Annotated in this window: 14 protein-coding genes and 1 pseudogene; 9 read left to right on the forward strand and 6 right to left on the reverse strand. The window is 72.8% G+C overall.

The window, feature by feature from the left end; genetic code table 11:
- Positions 1-938 (reverse strand): winged helix-turn-helix domain-containing protein (locus tag ALMP_RS16660; RefSeq protein ID WP_264928829.1); only part of this gene is annotated, 938 nt, incomplete at its 3' end.
- Positions 939-1024: 86 nt separating this feature from the next.
- On the opposite strand from ALMP_RS16660, the gene ALMP_RS16665 reads away from it, so the two are divergent.
- A complete protein-coding gene (locus tag ALMP_RS16665; protein ID WP_264928746.1) occupies positions 1025-2275 on the forward strand; it encodes an MFS transporter in 1251 nt (416 codons plus the stop codon).
- Positions 2265-3131 (forward strand): hypothetical protein, encoded by an 867-nt coding sequence (locus ALMP_RS16670; protein ID WP_264928748.1) that lies wholly within the window; start codon positions 2265-2267, stop codon positions 3129-3131. Before ALMP_RS16665 ends, ALMP_RS16670 begins: the two co-directional genes overlap by 11 nt.
- Before the next feature lie 1280 nt (positions 3132-4411).
- Here ALMP_RS16670 and grpE read toward each other — a convergent pair.
- The 3 genes from grpE to ALMP_RS16690 form a co-directional block, all read right to left on the reverse strand.
- A complete protein-coding gene (grpE, locus tag ALMP_RS16680) occupies positions 4412-5053 on the reverse strand; it encodes a nucleotide exchange factor GrpE (RefSeq protein WP_375803497.1) in 642 nt (213 codons plus the stop codon).
- A 2-nt stretch (positions 5054-5055) separates the two neighbouring features.
- On the reverse strand, positions 5056-6924 hold the full coding sequence (gene dnaK, locus ALMP_RS16685) for a molecular chaperone DnaK (protein WP_264928752.1): 1869 nt from the start codon (positions 6922-6924) through the stop codon (positions 5056-5058).
- Positions 6925-7217: 293 nt separating this feature from the next.
- Positions 7218-7508 (reverse strand): hypothetical protein, encoded by a 291-nt coding sequence (locus ALMP_RS16690; RefSeq protein ID WP_264928832.1) that lies wholly within the window; start codon positions 7506-7508, stop codon positions 7218-7220.
- Here ALMP_RS16690 and ALMP_RS16695 point away from each other — a divergent pair.
- Positions 7507-7989 (forward strand): DUF5994 family protein, encoded by a 483-nt coding sequence (locus tag ALMP_RS16695; RefSeq protein ID WP_264928754.1) that lies wholly within the window; start codon positions 7507-7509, stop codon positions 7987-7989. The genes ALMP_RS16690 and ALMP_RS16695 overlap by 2 nt on opposite strands.
- A gap of 121 nt (positions 7990-8110) precedes the next feature.
- Here the strand turns inward: ALMP_RS16695 and ALMP_RS16700 are convergent, their stop codons facing one another.
- Entirely contained in the window at positions 8111-9085 is a 975-nt protein-coding gene (locus ALMP_RS16700; RefSeq protein WP_264928756.1) for an STAS domain-containing protein, read from the reverse strand.
- Positions 9086-9450: 365 nt separating this feature from the next.
- On the reverse strand, positions 9451-10482 hold the full coding sequence (locus ALMP_RS16705; RefSeq protein WP_309299486.1) for an AraC family transcriptional regulator: 1032 nt from the start codon (positions 10480-10482) through the stop codon (positions 9451-9453).
- An 89-nt stretch (positions 10483-10571) separates the two neighbouring features.
- Between ALMP_RS16705 and ALMP_RS16710 the strand changes: the two genes are divergently transcribed.
- From ALMP_RS16710 to ALMP_RS16735, 6 genes and pseudogenes are all read left to right on the forward strand, one after another.
- The gene (locus tag ALMP_RS16710; protein WP_264928758.1) at positions 10572-12392 is read left to right on the forward strand and encodes an ABC transporter ATP-binding protein; all 1821 of its coding nucleotides are present in this window, start codon (positions 10572-10574) and stop codon (positions 12390-12392) included.
- Positions 12389-14104, forward strand: coding sequence for an ABC transporter ATP-binding protein (locus ALMP_RS16715; RefSeq protein WP_264928760.1), 1716 nt, complete (start codon positions 12389-12391; stop codon positions 14102-14104). Before ALMP_RS16710 ends, ALMP_RS16715 begins: the two co-directional genes overlap by 4 nt.
- Before the next feature lie 567 nt (positions 14105-14671).
- Positions 14672-15460, forward strand: a complete 789-nt coding sequence (locus tag ALMP_RS16720; RefSeq protein WP_264928762.1) for a hypothetical protein — start codon at positions 14672-14674, stop codon at positions 15458-15460.
- A gap of 27 nt (positions 15461-15487) precedes the next feature.
- On the forward strand, positions 15488-16648 hold the full coding sequence (locus tag ALMP_RS16725; protein ID WP_264928764.1) for a sensor histidine kinase: 1161 nt from the start codon (positions 15488-15490) through the stop codon (positions 16646-16648).
- Positions 16645-17331, forward strand: a complete 687-nt coding sequence (locus ALMP_RS16730) for a response regulator transcription factor (RefSeq protein ID WP_264928766.1) — start codon at positions 16645-16647, stop codon at positions 17329-17331. Before ALMP_RS16725 ends, ALMP_RS16730 begins: the two co-directional genes overlap by 4 nt.
- A gap of 588 nt (positions 17332-17919) precedes the next feature.
- Positions 17920-18084 (forward strand): annotated as a pseudogene (locus tag ALMP_RS16735) (DUF6624 domain-containing protein); the annotation flags it as partial.
- Positions 18085-18155 lie beyond the last annotated feature (71 nt).

Consider the following 18155-nt stretch of genomic DNA (forward strand, 5'->3'; position numbering starts at 1 on the left):
ACCGCCGTCCGCGAATACAGCACCGCCCGCCCCACCCTCCGCCGCTCCACCAGCCCCGCATCCAGCAGCACCCGCAGATGCCGCCCCACGGAACCCAGCCCCTGCCCGGTCACAGCGACCAGCTGAGTCGTGGTCAGAGGCGTGCCGAGGAGCACGAGCACCCGCGCCCGTGCGGACCCCAGCAACGCGCTCAGACCGGCCGGAACGGCAGCCTCCGCCCCGCCCCCCGCCAACACCCCCACGCAGGGGTACACGACGGCGTACCGCCCCACCCCCCGCTCCTCCCACGACACCCACCCCTTCCTCGGCGTCACCGGCACGAACAGCAGCTCCGCCCCGGAGATCTCCCGGGGCGGATACTCGTGCAGGTTGACCTGGAACCGGCTCTCGCCGAGCCACCGCGTCCCCGGCCGCAGCGAGTCCAGCACGGCCGCCCACCCGCCCCGGCTCACCTGCGCCGTCCGCGCGACGACGTCCGCCTCCAGCACCCGCCGGCGCCGCTCCCAGTACGGCGCCACCGCCGCCTCCCACACGTACTCCAGCAGCGCGGCCGCCCGCTCGGGCAGATCGTCCCGCTCCAGCAGGTCCGGCAGAGGACCTGCGAGGGAGACCCGCAGATGCGCCCGCGCCCCCTCGGGCCGGGCGCGGCGCACCCGTTCGACGCCGGCCGCGAAGCTCTCCCCGTCCCGGGGCGTCGGCGTGAGGAAGTCGGCGATCCAGTCCCGTCCGAGCCCGGCCCGCACCAGCAGCGCGGTCACCGGGTCGGCCGCGAGGCGCTCGCGGTAGCCGGGCAGATGCGCCCGCAGCCACGCCGCCTCTCCGGGGTGCGCGGCGCCGCCCGTGTGCAGCAGCTCCAGGCTCGCGAAGGTCTCCGCGAGCGGCGAGATCACGAACCGGCTGCCGGCCAGCGTGTCGGCGTTCACCTGCCACCACCCCAGACCCGCCACCCCCTCCGCATCGCGTGACGTTTCGCGCCCGGGCGAAACATTAACCCCCGCCCCGACCCCCGCCCGAGACTCCCCGCATGACCGGCCCCCGACACGGCTACCGAAGCCTCTTCCGCACCCCCGGGTTCACGCCCCTCTTTCTCTCCTCCGCCGCCCACACCGCCGCCCAGACGATCGCCGGCCTGGCCCTGGCCACCCTGGTGTACCGCGCGACCCACTCCCCGCTGCTGTCGGCGGTGAGCATGTTCGGCCCGTCCCTCGCCCAGGTGCTCGGCGCGACGTTCCTCCTCTCGGGCGCGGACCGCCTGCCCCCGAGGACCGCGCTGACCGGTCTCTCCCTCGCCTTCGCCGCCGCCACCGCCGTCCTGGCCCTGCCGGGCCTTCCGGTCGGCGCCGTCTTCGCCGTCGTCCTCGCGCAGGGTCTGGTGGCCGCGCTGGGCGGCGGGGTCCGCTGGGGTCTGCTGCACGAGATCCTGCCCGAGGACGGCTACATGACCGGCCGTTCGGTGTTCAACATGATGAGCGGTCTGACGCAGATCGGCGGCTACGCGGCCGGCGGCGCCCTCGTCGCCGCGCTCTCCCCGCCCCGCGTCCTGCTCCTCGCCGCGCTGCTGTACGCGACCGCCGCCGGCGCCGCCCGTCTCGGCCTGACCGCCCGACCGCCCCGCACCGCCGGACGCCCCTCGGCCGCGGCGACCTGGCGCACCAACGCCCTGCTGTGGTCCTCCCGCCCGCGCCGCCTGCTCTACCTGGGCCTGTGGCTGCCCAACGGCCTGATCGTCGGCTGCGAGGCCCTGTTCGTGCCGTACGACCCGGCCGCCGCGGGAACCCTGTTCGCGTGCGCGGCGCTGGGCATGCTGGTCGGCGACCTCACCGTCGGCCGTCTGCTGCCGCCCGCCGTCCGTACCCGCGCGGCCACACCCCTGCTGCTGCTCCTGGCCACGCCGTACGTCTTCTTCGCCCTGCGCCCGACGCTGCCGGTGGCCGCGTGCTGCGCCGCCCTCGCCTCCGTCGGCTTCGGCGCGAGCCTGGTCCAGCAGGAGCGCCTGATGGCCCTCACCCCGTCCGGACTCAGCGGCCACGCCCTGGGGCTGCACTCGGCCGGGATGCTCACCCTCCAGGGCGTCAGCGCGTCCCTCGCGGGCGCCGTCGCCCAACTCACCTCCCCGGCCACCGCGATGACCGTGATGGCCCTCGCGTCGGTCGTGGTGACCGTGACCCTGGCCCTGGCGTCCCGGCCGTGGACACCTGTGCGGGAAAAGGGACATGAACACGCCCCGCGGCGGGAATCAATCGCCCGAGGAGAGGGGCGGGGGGATGAGCGGTGAGGCCGACGGGGTGATCTACGGCTGGCTGCTCGGCTTCGCCGTGTTCAACGTCGTCCTGGGCGGGATCCGGATGGTGCGCACCCGGGAGGACCGCCGGCTGCTGCGCCGGCTGCGGGGCACGGACCTCGACCTGTTCCTGGCGGCCTGGTGGCTCGGCGGCGGCGACGACCACTTCGCCCTCCCGCTGCGTGAGAGGTACCCGGCGGAGATCGCCGTACGGCTCCTCGTGCGCGACGGTCACCTCGAGGTCTCCCGCGAGGGCCGGCTCACCATCGCGGCGGGGGAGCGGGAGGCGCCGGCGGATCCGGTCCCGGCGGCCCTGCTCGCCGGGGTGCGCGACGAGCCGGGCGTCACCCTGTACGAGCTGCTCACCATGGCGCGCTTCCTGCCGTTCCAGCGGGCTCTCGACGAGCGCCGCCCCGGCCTGAAGGACCACTACTTCGGCGGCTACCGCGTCGCCGCGCTGATCGCCGCCTATGTCATGTCCTTCGGCCTGGGCATGCACGCCATGGCGCTCGGCCACGGCGTCCCCGGCCTGTCCGGCGAACCCGCCAACTGGATCCTCGCCTGGACGGCCTTCTGGGCCGCCTTCTCCCTCCTCGCGGCCCTCTGGCCGCCCGACCACGCCCGCCCCTGGCGCCGGTTCACCCGCCGCTGCCGGAACACGGTCCGACGGGCGCTGGCCGGGGAGCGGCAGGAGGTCGTGTGGTGGATCGGTGCCGGCGCGCTCCGCCCGGCCGCGCCGCCACCGGCCGACGGGCAGCCGTCCGCGAACCGCGGGGGCGGACCCCGCGACGACATGGACGCCGACCTCGACCTCGACCTCGGCCTCGACTTCGGCGGCGGAGGGGACTGACGACGGGTGCCGCGCCGCCGCGCACGCCGTGACCGGACGGCCGTTCCCCACCGTCCTCCACTGTGCTGTCCTCCACCGTCCGCTGCCGTCCTCCCGCGTCCTCTACTGTCCTGCCGTATGAAGATCGAATCGCTGATCGAGGACCTGGGGAGCGGGGACGCCTCCCGCGCCGAGTCCGCCGTGGAGCGGCTGGCGGAGCTGTCGGCGGACACCGTGGTGCCCGCCCTGCTGGGAAGCGTCGCCGGGGCGAAGAGCACCCCTCAGCTGGAGCCGGTCATGCGGGTGCTGCGGCGCATCGGCCCTCCGGCCTTCGACCTGGTCGTCGCGGCCCGGCGCCGGGAACAGCTGTCGGCCTGGCAGGCGGGCCGGTTCCTGGAGGTCTTCGACGAGCGGTCGGCGGCGCAGTACGCGGCCGCCGCGGCCGACCCCGACCGGCAGCTGTCCAGCAACGGCTTCATGGGCCTGTACCGGCTGCGGGTGGAGTCCGAGGCCGGGCTGCGGGCCCTGGTGGAGACGTACGCGCGCGGGCGGGGCGTCCCCCACCGGGCCGCGGACTACGCCCGGCGGCTCGTCGAGTCCCGCGGGGACCGGCTGCGCGCGCTGCGCCGCGACCCGGCCGAGTCCCCGAGGACGCGGCGGGGAGCGATGGCGGCGCTGGTGGCGGGCGGCGGCCTCGACGCCCTCGACGCGCGCGACCGGGCGATGATCGAGCGGCTGATCCGGGTGAAGATCCCGCACGAGACGCCGTCCCTGCCGTCGCTGGACCTGTGCGGCTGGTTCCTGGCCGTGCCCGGAGCGACGTACGAGGGGGTGTTCGAGGCGCTCGGGCTGCACGATCGGCGGCCCATCACGGTCCGGGCCGGCCGGGCGGCGTCGGAGGGCGCCCACAGCACGGTCGTCGTGATCCGGCCCGACGGCACCCGCATCAGCGCGGGGCGGGTCTTCATCACGCCCGAACTGGACGGCTGGCGACTCGTCCACGGCCCGCTCCCGCACGTCCTCGGCGAGCCCTGGGACGGCATGATCGAGGCCGTCGAGCGGGTCAGCGCGCACTGCGGCCAGGCCCAGCTCTTCTACGTGGACACCGCCGGCGGCTCCGACCTGTGGCTGGTCGCCGAGGCGGGCCGGGTGATCCGCCGGTACACCGCCGAGGACGACCCCGAATGGGAGGGCGACCCGCTGCCCTGGGAGACCCTCGCCACCGAGGACCCGGAGTACGACCCCGAGTACGACGACCAGCCGCCGAACGCGGGCACGGCCCGCGCGGAGACGGCCTGCGCTCACCTCTCCATCGACCCGGGCGAGGTCGGCCCGAGCACCCGGGTACGCGGCCACGGCTGGCTGGCGCTCACCGCCGCGGACGTGGGGCACGGGGCGTTCCGCGGCGCACTGCCGCTCTGATCACCCGGCCGCTGTTCCCGCCGGTCCGAGCCGCGTGGCTCCTCGCCGCGCGGGTTCCTGGCGGGCGGCGGCGGCCCGGTGACCTCGACGTGAGCCGGACGCAGCAGTTGGTCACCGAGCCGGTAGCCGCGGCGCAGCACCCGGGTGCAGACCAGCCGGTCGGCGCCCGGGGAGACGTGCTGGGTGACGGCGTCGTGCCACGTCGGGTCGAAGGGGTCGCCGACCTCCCCGAACGCCTCGAGGCCCAGGGAGCCGAGCCCGGTCCGCAGGGTGTCGCCGATCTCCTTCAGGCCCGGTGTCAGCGGCTCGTGGGCGCGGGCGCGGTCGACGGCGTCCAGTGCGGGCAGCAGGGTGCGCAGGACGTTCGCCACCGCGATCTCCCCCACGGCCAGCCGGTCCCGGCGCACCCGCTTGCGGTAGTTGTCGTACTCGGCCTTCACCCGTTGGAGGTCGGCCGTGCGTTCCTCCAGCAGACGCCGCAGCCCGCTGGGGTCCGTGCCCTGCGGTCGGCCGTTCTCCATCGTCAGCCCGCCTCCGGCTTGTCGTCGTCGACGATCTCGGCGTCCACCACCTCGTCGCCGTCGGCGGTGGCGGACCCCGTCCCGGCCTGCGCCCCGGTACCGGACGCGTCGGCGCCCTCGGCGCGTGCCCTCTCGTACATCGCCGTGCCGATCTTCTGCGCCGCCTCGGCCGCACGCTCCATGGACCGGCGGATCTCCGTCGCGTCCTCGCCCTTCAGCTTCTCCTTCAGGTCGGCCAGCGCCGACTCGGTCTCGCTCCGCGCGTCCGCCGGGACGGTGTCGGGGTTGTCGCGCAGCAGCTTCTCGGTCGAGTAGACGAGCTGCTCGGCCTGGTTGCGGACCTCCGCGGCCTCGCGCCGCCTGCGGTCCTCCTCGGCGTGCTGCTCCGCCTCGCGGACCATGCGGTCGATGTCGTCCTTGGGCAGTGCCGAGCCGCCGGTGACGGTCATCTTCTGTTCCCGGCCGGTGCCGAGGTCCTTCGCGGTCACGTGCATGATGCCGTTGGCGTCGATGTCGAAGGACACCTCGATCTGCGGGACGCCGCGCGGCGCCGGCGGCAGACCGGTCAGCTCGAACATGCCGAGCTTCTTGTTGTACGCCGCGATCTCGCGCTCGCCCTGGTAGACCTGGATCTGCACGGACGGCTGGTTGTCCTCGGCCGTGGTGAAGATCTCGGACCGCTTGGTCGGGATCGTGGTGTTGCGCTCGATGAGCTTGGTCATGATGCCGCCCTTCGTCTCGATGCCCAGGGACAGCGGGGTGACGTCCAGCAGCAGGACGTCCTTGACCTCACCCTTCAGCACGCCCGCCTGGAGCGAGGCGCCGACCGCCACGACCTCGTCGGGGTTCACGCCCTTGTGCGGGTCCTTGCCGGTGAGCTCCCGCACCAGCTCGGTCACCGCCGGCATCCGGGTCGAGCCGCCCACCAGGATCACGTGGTCGATGTCGGACACCTTGATCCCGGCGTCCTTGACCGCCTGGTGGAACGGGCCCTTGCAGCGCTCCAGCAGGTCGGCCGTGAGCTGCTGGAACTGCGCCCGGGTCAGCTTCTCGTCCAGATGGAGCGGGCCCTCCGCGGACGCGGTGACGTAGGGAAGGTTGATCGTGGTCTCGGAGGAGCTGGACAGCTCCATCTTCGCCTTCTCGGCCGCCTCCCGCAGCCGCTGCACCGCCATCTTGTCCTTGGCCAGGTCCACGCCGTAGTTGTTCTTGAACCGCTGGACCAGGTGGTCGACGACCCGCTGGTCCCAGTCGTCACCACCGAGGCGGGTGTCGCCGTTGGTGGCCTTCACCTCGATGACACCCTCGCCCATCTCCAGCAGCGACACGTCGAAGGTGCCGCCGCCCAGGTCGAAGACGAGGACCGTCTGGTCGTTCTCCTTGTCCAGCCCGTACGCCAGCGCCGCCGCCGTCGGCTCGTTGACGATCCGCAGCACGTTCAGGCCCGCGATCTCACCGGCCTCCTTCGTGGCCTGCCGCTGACTGTCGTCGAAGTACGCCGGCACGGTGATCACCGCGTCCGTGACGTCCTCGCCCAGGTACGCCTCCGCGTCCCGCTTCAGCTTCATCAGCACCCGGGCGGAGATCTCCTGCGCGGTGTACCGCCTGCCGTCGACGTCTCCCTGCTGCGGGAACCGCCAGCCGTGATCGCCCACGTGCCGCTTGACGGAGCGCGCGGTGCGCTCCACGTTCGTCACGGCCTGCCGCTTGGCGACCTCACCGACGAGGACCTCGCCGTTCTTGGCGAAGGCGACGACCGACGGAGTGGTCCTCGCGCCCTCCGTGTTGGTGATCACGGTGGGCTCTCCGCCCTCGAGGACCGAGACCACCGAGTTCGTCGTCCCGAGATCGATCCCGACCGAACGCGCCATCTGGACTCACCCTCCTGATCCGGACCCTGCCGAGCTGATGCCCCGGCCGCGACCGCGGACTCCACTCCCGGCGCCTCCGCCGCTGTGAACTGCGGATTCCGAGCAGGTTGCCTACTTGCCTGAATAAAACTTGAGCGAGGTGTTGTCAAGCCTGCGGATGGGGGTGGGCGGCGCCGCGTCCCTGCGTCCGGACGGCGGGAATGCCGATGCGGCGGTCGGCGTCGAAGGCCCCTCCGCCCTCGGCCACCGGCATCACGCTGCCGCTGGCGGCGGCGTTCCTCAGCAGCGCGGCGTCAGATCTGGCCGAGGTCGATCTCCACCGTGAGGAGTCGATACATGTCGTCGGTGCCGGAGGTGAGGACGGATGTCTGAGTTCCCTGCGCGGCTCCCCGCCCGGCAACGGCCGCCAGAACGGCGTCGATGGCGTACTTGTGCCCGTGCAGACCGGCTGCCTTCTCCTCGGAGTCGAACACGAAGACAGGCCGCCCTCCCGCAATCGGCGGCGCCCGTGGCACGAAGGAGTAGCGTGTAAAGGCGAGCGAGTCCCGTGATCGCACCGATTCCCGAAGACGGGTGATCCTCATGACCGGCTCCGATGCACTGCCTGTTTCCCGGGGTCTGCCCAGTGGCGTTCACACGGCCGTACAGCCGGGGTGTGCGCTGCTCCGGCTGGAGACCACGGAGTCGCGCGAAGGCGTCCTCGACGGTGCGTGGTGGCCGCGGTCGCGGGACATCGGTGCCGAGCTGCCCGCGCTGCTGAGCGCCCTCACCGGTCATCTCGGCCCCGTCACGCGCGTCGGGCTGGACACCACGGCCTGGGAAGGGCTTCCGACGCGGATCGTCGTCGACGACCGGGTGGTGCACATCGACTCCTTTCCGCTGGGCGACGACACCGTGCTGATCACCCGGAGTGACCAGGACATCTTCTCGCTGCTGGTGGTTCCGCCGGACACAGCGCCCGAGGCCGCCCGCGCCGCGATGGCTCAGGCCGTCCGGGCCGACAACGTCATCCAGGCGAATCAGATCCTCATCGACACCGCGAGCGCGCAGGTGCCGCCGGAGTGAGGCGCCGGCTCGTCCGGGGGGATCACCAGCAGTTGTAGGAGTGTCCGTCACCTGGCGCCGTACTTTCGGTGGCGTCACCGCCCGGCCGGTACGACCGTCGGCCGGGTGCTCCTCTGCCACCTCATCGGCGCGCCAAGGGCTGTCCTTCGACAGACAGGGTCAACACGCAGGGGGCCACGGGGCCGGGCAGCCCGACGACCTCGCCCATGTTCCGCCAGCCCCACGACGAGAAAGCGGCTTGTCCTGCCTGATCGGCGGGATGCAGCAGGGTGACCCCGAGGGAGGAGCGCAGGTCTGTGAGCAGACGCTGTTGCAGGCGGCGGGCGATATCGCGGTGCTGAGCGTGCGGATGGGCCACGACCTGGGTGAGGACCACGAACCGCGCGCGGGAGGTGAGCCGCTGGACGATCTCCTGGAGCGTTCCGTCGAACCACCGGCGGCCGGAGCCGTCAGGGTCCACCGGATAACCGAAGGCGCAACCGACCAGCACCGTCGTCTCCGCGACCAGGAGGGCGAAGCCGGGGCGGTGGGCGGTGACCGCCAAGCGGCGCAGGAAGTCTCCGCGGTCGTGGTACGCCTCGCCGGCGGTGCCCGCGACGGACTCCGCAGCCAGGTCCGCGATGTCCTCGCGCATGTCCTCCGCCTGCCAGCGGGTCAGCCGGCGAAGGCGGATCCCGTCCCTGAGGACCGCCGGATCCGGCCGACGGGCGGGGTCCTCGGGCGCCCGTGTCGCGGTACTCATGAGGTCGCCGGACGCGGCGGGCGGCACGGGACTCGCGGGCTCCGTGAGGAGCAGCGAAGTCGATCCGGTGGCATCGAGGAGCCGGGCGATCTGCGCGCACGGATGGTGCAGCCGCAGGCGGGCGTGGACCCGACTGGCGCGCCGTGATGCCGACAGGAGGACGTCCAAGCCCCTGGCGTCGCAGGAGCCGACCGTGGTCAGGTCGATGTCGATCACGGTGACACCGTCCAGCAGACACTGCTCCACCGCGGCCCGCAGCAGCGGCGTCGTGGCCGGCCCGATGTCGCCGGCAAGCGTGACGAGCGTCCGCTCACCTCGGTTCCGCCGATGGATGTCCAGCCGGGAAAAGGCCATCACGCCTCCCCTCGGGAAGGCCGCGGACCTGCACGGGTGCTCAGCGCGGTTCCCGCCATGCGGATCTTGCGCGGAGTTGCTTCGATCGCGGCGGACATGATGCCGACCCGTCTCCGCGCCGACCACTGGGGCGGCCCGGGGTTCATCTCTCGCCGAGGACGACCCGGCGGGGCGGCCGGAGTGCGTGGTGCCCTCGGTACTTCAACCGTACGTCGGCCGCAACCGGAAGCGGCAGCTCGCGCAGGGGTACGGAAGGCGTGGGCGCCCGTGACGTCCTTGCCGGTCAGCACCATCTGGTGTGATCGCCGGCCGCCGCCGTGGCCGAAGCCGGTCGGTCCTTCGTGCGCGACGCCCGGAAGCCGCCGTCAGCCGGACTCACCCGCATCGGCGGCGCGCACGGGCCGCCGGCGCCGGTGACGGGACCGTACATCCGTACTCCGCCCGGGAAGTCGTCCACCTCGGGTGTCTCCGCCGGTGGGCGGCGGTGGCCGGTGCGGCCCGTCGAAACGGGAGGCCGGGGCATCGACCCGGCGTGCCGAGAGACGCGGCACGTGGTCCACCCACGCCAGGTCGGCCGTCGCGACGAGCGACTGGCCGGCCACGGTCGCGGGGGTCACTCCGGTGAACGCCACGACGTCCCGGTGCAGATGCGACTGGTCGGCGTAGCCGCAGTCGGCCGCGACCCTGGCCGCCTCCTGGCCCCCGGCCAGGCGGGTGGCGGCCCAGTCGAAGCGGACGAGCTTCACGGCGCGCTTGGGCGGCAGGCCGAGCTGCGCGTGAAAGCGGGACCACAGGCGCTTGCGGCTCCAGCCCAGCTCGTCGGCCAGCCCCTCGACCCGCACCTGGCCGTGCCCGGCGACGATACGGTCCCAGGCCCAGGCCAGCTCCGGCTCGATGGCGGGCCCCGCGGCGGACAGCCGGGCGAGGAACGCTTCGACGAGTGTGAAGCGCTCCTCCCACGAGGCGGCCTGGGCCAGCCGCTCGCGCAGCCGGGCCGCCCGCCGCTCTCCCCACAGGTCGTCCAGGGGCACCACGGAGCTCTCCAGCTCAGCGGGGCCCACGCCCAGCACGGCGCGCGCGATGGCGGGGGACAGGCGCACCTGCATCCACTCGACGTTCGCGGCCCGCACCCGCGCCGCACCGCCGACGCCGAACCCCAGCCCGGTGACAAGGCTGCCGCGGTGCTGCCGCCCCGTCGACTCGTCGATGCCGAGCGCCGCCTCACCGCAGGCCAGCGCCACCGTCAGCACGGGATGCGGGTCGAGCCGGTGGTCGACCGGAGCCGGGCCGCGGTCGCGCATCCCCGCCAGGACGACGCCGGGTACGCGGCCGGGCCGGGCCGGGCGTGTGACCTCCCACACGGGGGCAACGGCACGCTGGCGCACGGCAGTTGACATGCGTCCATGCTACGGGCCCGCCCGGACGGAACACCCGGACGGAACATTTCTTCAATCCAGCGGGCCGCAGCCGCGGCGAAGGTGAGCGCATGACCTCCACCGGAACCACCGCGCCGCCACCACCGAGCGTGGCCCGTCTGCTGCGCCCGTACGCGGGCGGCTTCACCGCCGTCGTCGTCCTGCAGATCATCGGCGCTGTCGCCGGCCTGGCGCCGCTGCTCGCGGTCGTCGAGCTCGGCCGTACGCTGCTGGCGCCGGGGCCGGCCGACGAGGGGCACGTGCGCGACGTCGTGATCGCGGGCGCGGCAGGGCTGCTCGTACGGCTGCTGTTCACGGCCGCCTCGTCCGGCGTCGGACACCTCCTCGACACCCGGGTGCAGCTGGCGCTGCGCCGGCGACTCGCCGCCCGGCTCGGGCGGGTGCCGATCGGCCGGCTGGCGCGGCGGCGCACCGGGGAGCTGGCGAAGCTGGTGGGCGAGGACGTCAGCGCCGTGCACCCGTTCATCGCCCACACGCCGGGCGAGCTGGTCTCCGCCTTCGTGGTGCCGCTGGTCTCGCTCGGCTACCTCCTCACCGTGGACTGGCGGCTGACGCTGATCACGCTGATCCCCGTGCTGCTGGCGGTCGCGCTGGTGCCGCTGATGATGACCCCCACGCGGCTGCGCGAGCAGAAGGAGTTCGACGCCGCGATGGGGCGGATCTCGGCGTCGGTGGTCGAGTTCGTGCAGGGCATCGCGGTGGTGAAGGCGTTCGGCGGGTCGGAGCGGGCGCACGGCACGTTCCGTACCGCGGTGGGCGACTTCACCCGGAGCTTCTACCGGATGGTGCGCGGTCTTTCCGGGCCCGCCGCCGGGATGCAGGTGGCGCTGTCGCCGCCGTTCGTGCTCCTTGCGGTGCTGATCGGCGGCGCGTACCGGATCACCGGGGGCGGGCTCGCCCCGGCGGACCTGCTGCCTTTCCTGCTTCTCGGCCTCGGGCTGACCGCGCCCGTGGCAGCGCTCGGGCACGGCTTCGACGACCTACAGGCCGCGCGGCGCGCCGTCGGCCGCATCCGGGACGTACTCGCCGAGCCGCCGCTGCCCGAGCCCGTACGGCCGGTGACGCCCGAGGGACACCGGGTGGAGCTGCGGGACGTCCGCTTCGGGTACGAGGGGGCCGCGGCCGGGCGCGAGGTGCTGCGCGGTATCGACCTGGTGCTGGAGCCGGGGACGACCACGGCCGTCGTCGGGCCGTCCGGCAGCGGCAAGTCCACACTGGTGCAACTGCTGACGCGGTTCTACGACCCGACGCACGGCTCCGTGCTCCTCGGCGGCGTCGACCTGCGCGAGGTGGGCAGCCAGGAGCTGTACCGGCGGGTGTCCTTCGTCTTCCAGGACGTCCGGCTGCTGCGCGCCTCGGTCGCGGACAACATCGCCCTCGCCGTCCCGCACGCCGACCGCGACGCCGTCGTCCGCGCCGCCCGCCGGGCGAGCATCCATGACCGCATCCTCGAACTGCCCCGGGGCTACGACTCGGTGATCGGCGAGGACGCCCGCCTCTCCGGCGGCGAGGCGCAGCGCGTCTCGATCGCCCGCGCCCTGCTCGCGGACACCCCCGTCCTGGTCCTCGACGAGGCCACCGCCTTCGCCGACCCGCAGACCGAGCAGGCGGTGCGCGCGGCACTGGCGCAGACCCGTCAGAAGCGGACGACGCTGGTCATCGCCCACCGCCTGGAGACGATCGCCGACGCCGACACCGTCGTGATGCTGCGCGACGGCGAGATCGTGGAGCGGGGCACGACCGCGGAACTCCTCGCGCGAAACGGCGCGTTCGCCGAATTCTGGAAGATCCACGCCGGTGCCGTGGAGGCCGGTGCCGTGGAAGCGGTTGCCGGGAAAGCCGGTGCCATGGAAGGGGAAGAGGCCCGATGATCAGCACGCTGCTGCGTGTGCTCGGCCGCGAGTACGCCGGGCCGGTGCGCCGCACCATCGCCCTGATGACGGCGACCGCCCTCGCCGAGGGACTGTCGTACGCCCTGCTGGTGCCCGTGCTGCGCGCGCTGTTCGGCAGCACACCCGAGGACGCCCGGCCCTGGCTGGCCGCCTTCGGCGCGGCGGTCGCGGTCTACGCGGTGCTGCGGTACGTCAGCGACCGTTCCGGTTTCCGCGTGGGCACGACGATGCTGCACGGCATGTACGAGCGCCTCGGCGAACACCTCGCCCGGCTGCCCATCGGCTGGTATCGACCCGGCCGCACCGGCGAGGTGTCCGTCCTCGCCAGCCAGGGCGTGTTGCAGGCGATGAGCGTGATCGCGCACCTGCTGGCGCCGTTCATCTCCGCCCTCGTGACACCGCTGACGATCGTCGCCGTGATGCTCGCCGTCAACTGGCAGCTGGGGCTCGCCGGCCTGGCCGCCGTGCCGCTGGTGGCCGCGGTCCAGCTGCGCGCGGCCCGCGCGACGACGGCGACCGACACGGAGCGCGTGGAACGCGAGCGCGCGGCCACCGGCCGCGTCATCGAGTACCTCCAGGCCCAGCCGGTGCTGCGCGCCGGCGGCCGCACCGGCGAGCGGTTCGTTCTGCTGGACGACTCCCTGGAGGAACTGCGCCGCGCCGCGCGTCGCTCCACCCTTGCGGCGCTGCCAGGGGTGCTGGGGCTCGCGGTCACCGTGCAGGCGGTGTTCACCGCGCTGCTCGCACTCGGCGCGTACCTCGCCCTCGGCGGGGACATCGGCGCGGCCGAGGTGCTCGCGGTCCTGGTGCTCGCCGCCCGCTGCGCCGACCCGCTGCTGTCCCTCGCCGAGATGAGCGGCGGCATCCGCGCCGCCCGCGCCGAACTCACCCGCCTCGACGACGTCCTCAACACCAAGCCGCTGCCGGAGCCCCGCGCGCCGCGCGAACCGTCCCGCCACGACATCGAGTTCGACGCGGTCACCTTCCGGCACGGCGACCGCGCGGTCGCCGACGGGGTCACGCTGTCCGTACCCGAGGGCCGGCGGCTCGCCGTCGTCGGGCCGTCGGGCGCGGGCAAGACGACGCTGCTGCAACTGCTCGCCCGCTTCCACGACGTCGACGCGGGCGCCGTGCGGATCGGCGGCGTGGACGTACGGGAGATGGACACCGCGGCGCTGATGGCGCGGATCGCCATCGTCTTCCAGGACGTCTACCTCTTCGACGGCACGATCGAGGAGAACGTGCGCCTCGGCCGCCCGGACGCCACCGACGCCGAGGTACGGGCCGCGGCCGCCGCGGCCCGTCTCGACGAGGTGATCGAGCGGCTGCCCGGCGGCTGGTCGGCGGACGTGGGCGAGGGCGGGGCGCTGCTGTCGGGCGGCGAGCGGCAGCGCGTCTCCATCGCCCGCGCGCTGCTGAAGGACGCGCCGATCGTGCTGCTCGACGAGGTCACTTCGGCCCTGGACCCGGTGAACGAGGCAGCCGTGCACGCCGGCATCGAGGAGCTGATGGCGGGCCGGACGGTGGTGCTGGTGGCGCACCGCATGGCAACCGTGCGCCGGGCCGACCGCGTCGCCTTCCTGGACGCCGGGCGGGTGGTCGAACAGGGCAGCCACGAGGAGTTGCTGCGACGCGCCGGCCGGTACGCCGCGTACTGGGACCTGTCCCTGGCCGGGGCGGCACGGGACTGAGACGGCCGTGCGGGTTGTCGCGGCATCGGGAGCCCGGTCGAGCCGCGCGACGTACCGCTCCTTCACCCGCTCGCCCCTCCCGGAGGTGGATGGGGAAGGCGTCACGCACCCCCGACCCCAGGTCTCCTACCGGCGGTGGCGGAATGTCCGTCCGCTCACGCAAACGGCCCCGGACGGGGAGTCCGAGGCCGAACAAGAGCCCTCCCTGGGGGAGAAACTCCAGGTCAGGGCGGTGACGCGCGGTGCCCCCGGCAGGATTCGAACCTGCGGCACCCGCTTCAGGAGCTTTTCCTGGGCGGGGCCCTGACCTGCGGAAACGTCGGGCATGGTGTGCATGGCCTGGGAAGACACCCCTCCGTAGTTCTCACATGTTCGCGGGGCTTCCCGTCCTCGTGTGTGCCGAATGTGTTCTGCAGGGATGCCTTCCTGGCAAGACGTCAGTTGCCCATGCAGCGGGGCGGAGGCGGTGCCTGTTCAGGCGGCCCGAAGGGTCATACCCAGGTCTGACCCTGCAGTTCAGTTCCTGGTCCGACGCCCCGCAGGGATGGCGAAGGCATCGTCGTCGGCATGACGAACCCGACGACATCCATGGCCACCCCGGTCACAACGACCAGCGCCCGACTGCATGACGCACTGCCTGTGGAGCAGTGGGAGGCCACCGGCTTCCCGGGACGTTGGGTGGGCGGCATTGCCATGGTGCTCGGCCCACCGCTGATGCTGGCCGGAGCGTTGCTGCGGGCCCGTTTCCATTTCTTCTACCCTGATCAACTCGCCGCGTACGAGCGGCACCCCGCCCTTGTGGCCACCGCGTACGGCCTCTTTGCGGCGGGTAGCGTGCTGCTCTGGCCCGCCGTGGCCGTGGTGGCCGCACGCGTCGGGGCCCGCAGCGCCGGCTGGGGACTGTGGGGCGGGGTACTGGTCATGTTCGGACTGTTCGCCCGCGCCTTTCACGCGGGGGTGGACCATCTTGCCTTTCAGCTGGTGCGTTCCCAGGGTGTCGGGCCCGCCACCGAAGCGGTCTCCGCCGGCTACGGGGCCTTCCACGTCTTCGCCACGCTGAACCTCGCGATCCTCGCCGGGTGGGTCGTCCTTGCCCTCGGTGCGTGGCGTACCCGGGTGCTCGGTCCGGTCCGCGCTGTCGCACTCGGCCTCACCTCGGCACTGCCCCTCGGCGTACTCAAGGGGACCACGCCAGTGTCGCTGGTGGCCCTGGCCGGACTGTGCGCGGCACTGGTGCCGCTGGGCCTGGCGCTGTTGTGCGAAGCGCCCCGCCCCAGGCGGACGGCGGTGCTGCGCTGGGTGCCGCTGACCCTGGTGACGCTCGGGCTGATGGTGCTGCTGGGACAGGCCGGCTGAGTGCACACTTACCGGTACGGTCGGGCCATGAAGTCCCAGGGGCAGCGCCATCTCTACGCCCTCGACCTCAGCGTGGCCCTGGCCCTGACCGCCGTGTACGTCGGCTTCGCCCGGCTGACCGCCGACGACGGACAGCCCGTCTACACAGGACCACCCTGGCTCGGCTGTCTGATCGCCGCCGCGGTCGGGCTGCCGATCGCCGTACGCCGCCGTTGGCCGCTCGCGGTCCTGGTGGCCGTGCTGGCCGCCCTGGCCACGGCATCGCTCCTCGACATCCCCCGTGAGCCGTACGCCGCCGCCGGGCTCGCGGCCTACCTCGTCGGACTGGCCGAGCCCGCCCGCCGGTCTGTGCTCGCAGTCGCGGTGGCGCTCCCGGTTGCGTGCGGTGTCGTCTACCTCGGCGAGGCGGTGGTCACTCCCGCCGAGGACTGGCGGGGCGCCGTCGGGGGGGCCGGGCTCGTGTTCCTGGTGATCGGCGGGGCCTGGGGAGTGGGGTTCACCGTGCGCGGCCGCCGGGCCGAGGCCGCCCGGGAACAGCGGCGCCGGTCGGAGCGCGCACTGGACGAGGAGCGTCTGCGGATCGCCCGTGAGCTGCACGACATCGTCTCGCACAACCTCAGCCTGATCGCCGTCAAGGCGGGCGTCGCCGGACATGTGGCAGAGACCGACCCGCGGGAGGCGCGGGCCGCCCTCAAGGTCATCGAGGAAACCAGCCGCTCCGCGCTGGCCGAGATGCGACGCACGCTCGGAGTGCTGCGCACCCAGGGCGCGCCCCTGGGCCCCGTACCGGATCTCGAGGGCCTCGGCTCGCTCGCTGCGGAGGCACAGCGGGCAGGGGTGGATGTCGACCTCACGGTCCGCGCCACGGAGGGCCTGGCCGAGGGGACACAGCTGACCATCTACCGGATCGTCCAGGAGGCCCTCACCAACGCGGTCCGGCACGCCGCTCCGACCCGCTGCCAGGTCACGGTCGAGGCGGATGCGCGAGAGATACGCATTGACATCATGGACGAGGGGCCACCGTCCACGCCTGGGCAGGCCGTTGGCGAACTGCCAGGGGGGCATGGCCTGTTGGGAATGCGGGAGCGGGCGATGATATACGGCGGCAGCTTCGAGGCGGGGCCCCGGCCGGAGGGCGGCTTCGCGGTGTCCGTCCGCCTGCCCGCCGAAGGGAACCAACGACCATGACCCACGTGTCCCCCGTCCGGGTACTGATCGTGGACGACCAGGCGATGGTGCGCGGCAGCTTCCGGGTCCTCGTCGACCACACGCCCGGCATGACGGCCGTGGGCGAGGCCGCGAACGGAGCGGAGGCCGTCGAACTCGCCCGCCGCGAACGGCCGGACGTCGTGCTGATGGACGTACGCATGCCGGACCTCGACGGCATCGAGGCGACCCGGCAGATCTGCTCGGACCCGGCCCTGTCCGGCGTCCGAGTCCTCATCCTCACCACCTTCGACCTCGACGAGTACGTCTACGCCGCCCTGCGTGCCGGCGCCGCGGGCTTTCTACTCAAGGACACCCCGCCGACCGAGGTCCTCACCGCCGTCGGCGTCGTCGCCGCGGGCGAGGCACTGCTCGCTCCTTCGGTGACCCGCCGCCTGATAGCGGAGTTCGCCCGCCGTCCGGAACCTGTGCGCCCGCCCAGCCGCTCGCTGGACGGGGTCACCGACCGGGAGTTGGAGGTGCTTGGCCTGATCGCGCGGGGTTTGTCCAACACCGAGATCGCAGCGCACCTCCACCTGAGCCTGGCCACGGTCAAGACCCACATCGGGCGCCTGCTTGCCAAGCTGCGTGCGCGCGACCGTGCCCAGCTCGTGATCGTCGCCTACGAGACTGGGCTCGTAGGGGATCGGCAGGGTGGAGTGTGACGGTCCAGGGGAGTTGTGTCATGGCTCCCCTCGCTGGCGACTCATGTGTGCCGCGAGAACGAAAGCCCTGCCGCCCGCTAGGACGACAGGGCTTCTGACCTGCTACTTCTCTGTGTCCCCGGCAGGATTCGAACCTGCGACACCCGCTTTAGGAGTTCGATCCGGCTCCGCTCCGGCTGCTGCAGCCGACTGGTGCGACGGCCGGACAGGGACGCTGGTGTACGCCCCCGTCCGGCGTCGTTGATGTCAGCCATGGATGTCAAAGCCTTCTGATCCGTAGCTCTAGATAGATCGGTCAGTGACGGTCATACAGGCCGCACTTCGGGTCTACAAGGACGCTACGGGACGGGGCCGGTTGCTGCGGTTGCTGTACTTCGCTGCTGTACCGCACCTCAGGACCTCATCCTTATCAGGTCGGTCACAGGCATTGATCAGCCACGAATCTTCGCCGTTGACCGCAGGCTGGAGGTCCGTCGAGATTCGGCAGTGACCGGGATGGTTCGTGTCTGTTGGTGTCAGCTGCTGATGTCACGCGCCGGGGCGGTCGGGCTCATCGACAGTCCCGAAGCAGGAAACCGTGAGATGAACCTCAATGAGGGCCGCAAGCAGGTCTACGGAACTCAGATCGCCGGCGTGAAGGATGGGGCGCCGGTTCCGTGGCCCTGTGAAGAGCCCGAGCGGATGGACGAACTCCGTGCGGAAGTCGGCATCGAGCCCTTCGACGAGTACGTCGCCAAGTTCTCCATGGTCTGACGCCCCCTTCCTGGTCGCGTCCGGTGGATCACTGCCCGAGCTCACCTGCCGCAGGCAATGATCCGCCGGAC

The sequence above is a fragment of the Streptomyces sp. A012304 genome (genome assembly GCF_026008495.1).
In the GTDB taxonomy this organism is placed as follows: Bacteria; Actinomycetota; Actinomycetes; order Streptomycetales; family Streptomycetaceae; genus Streptomyces.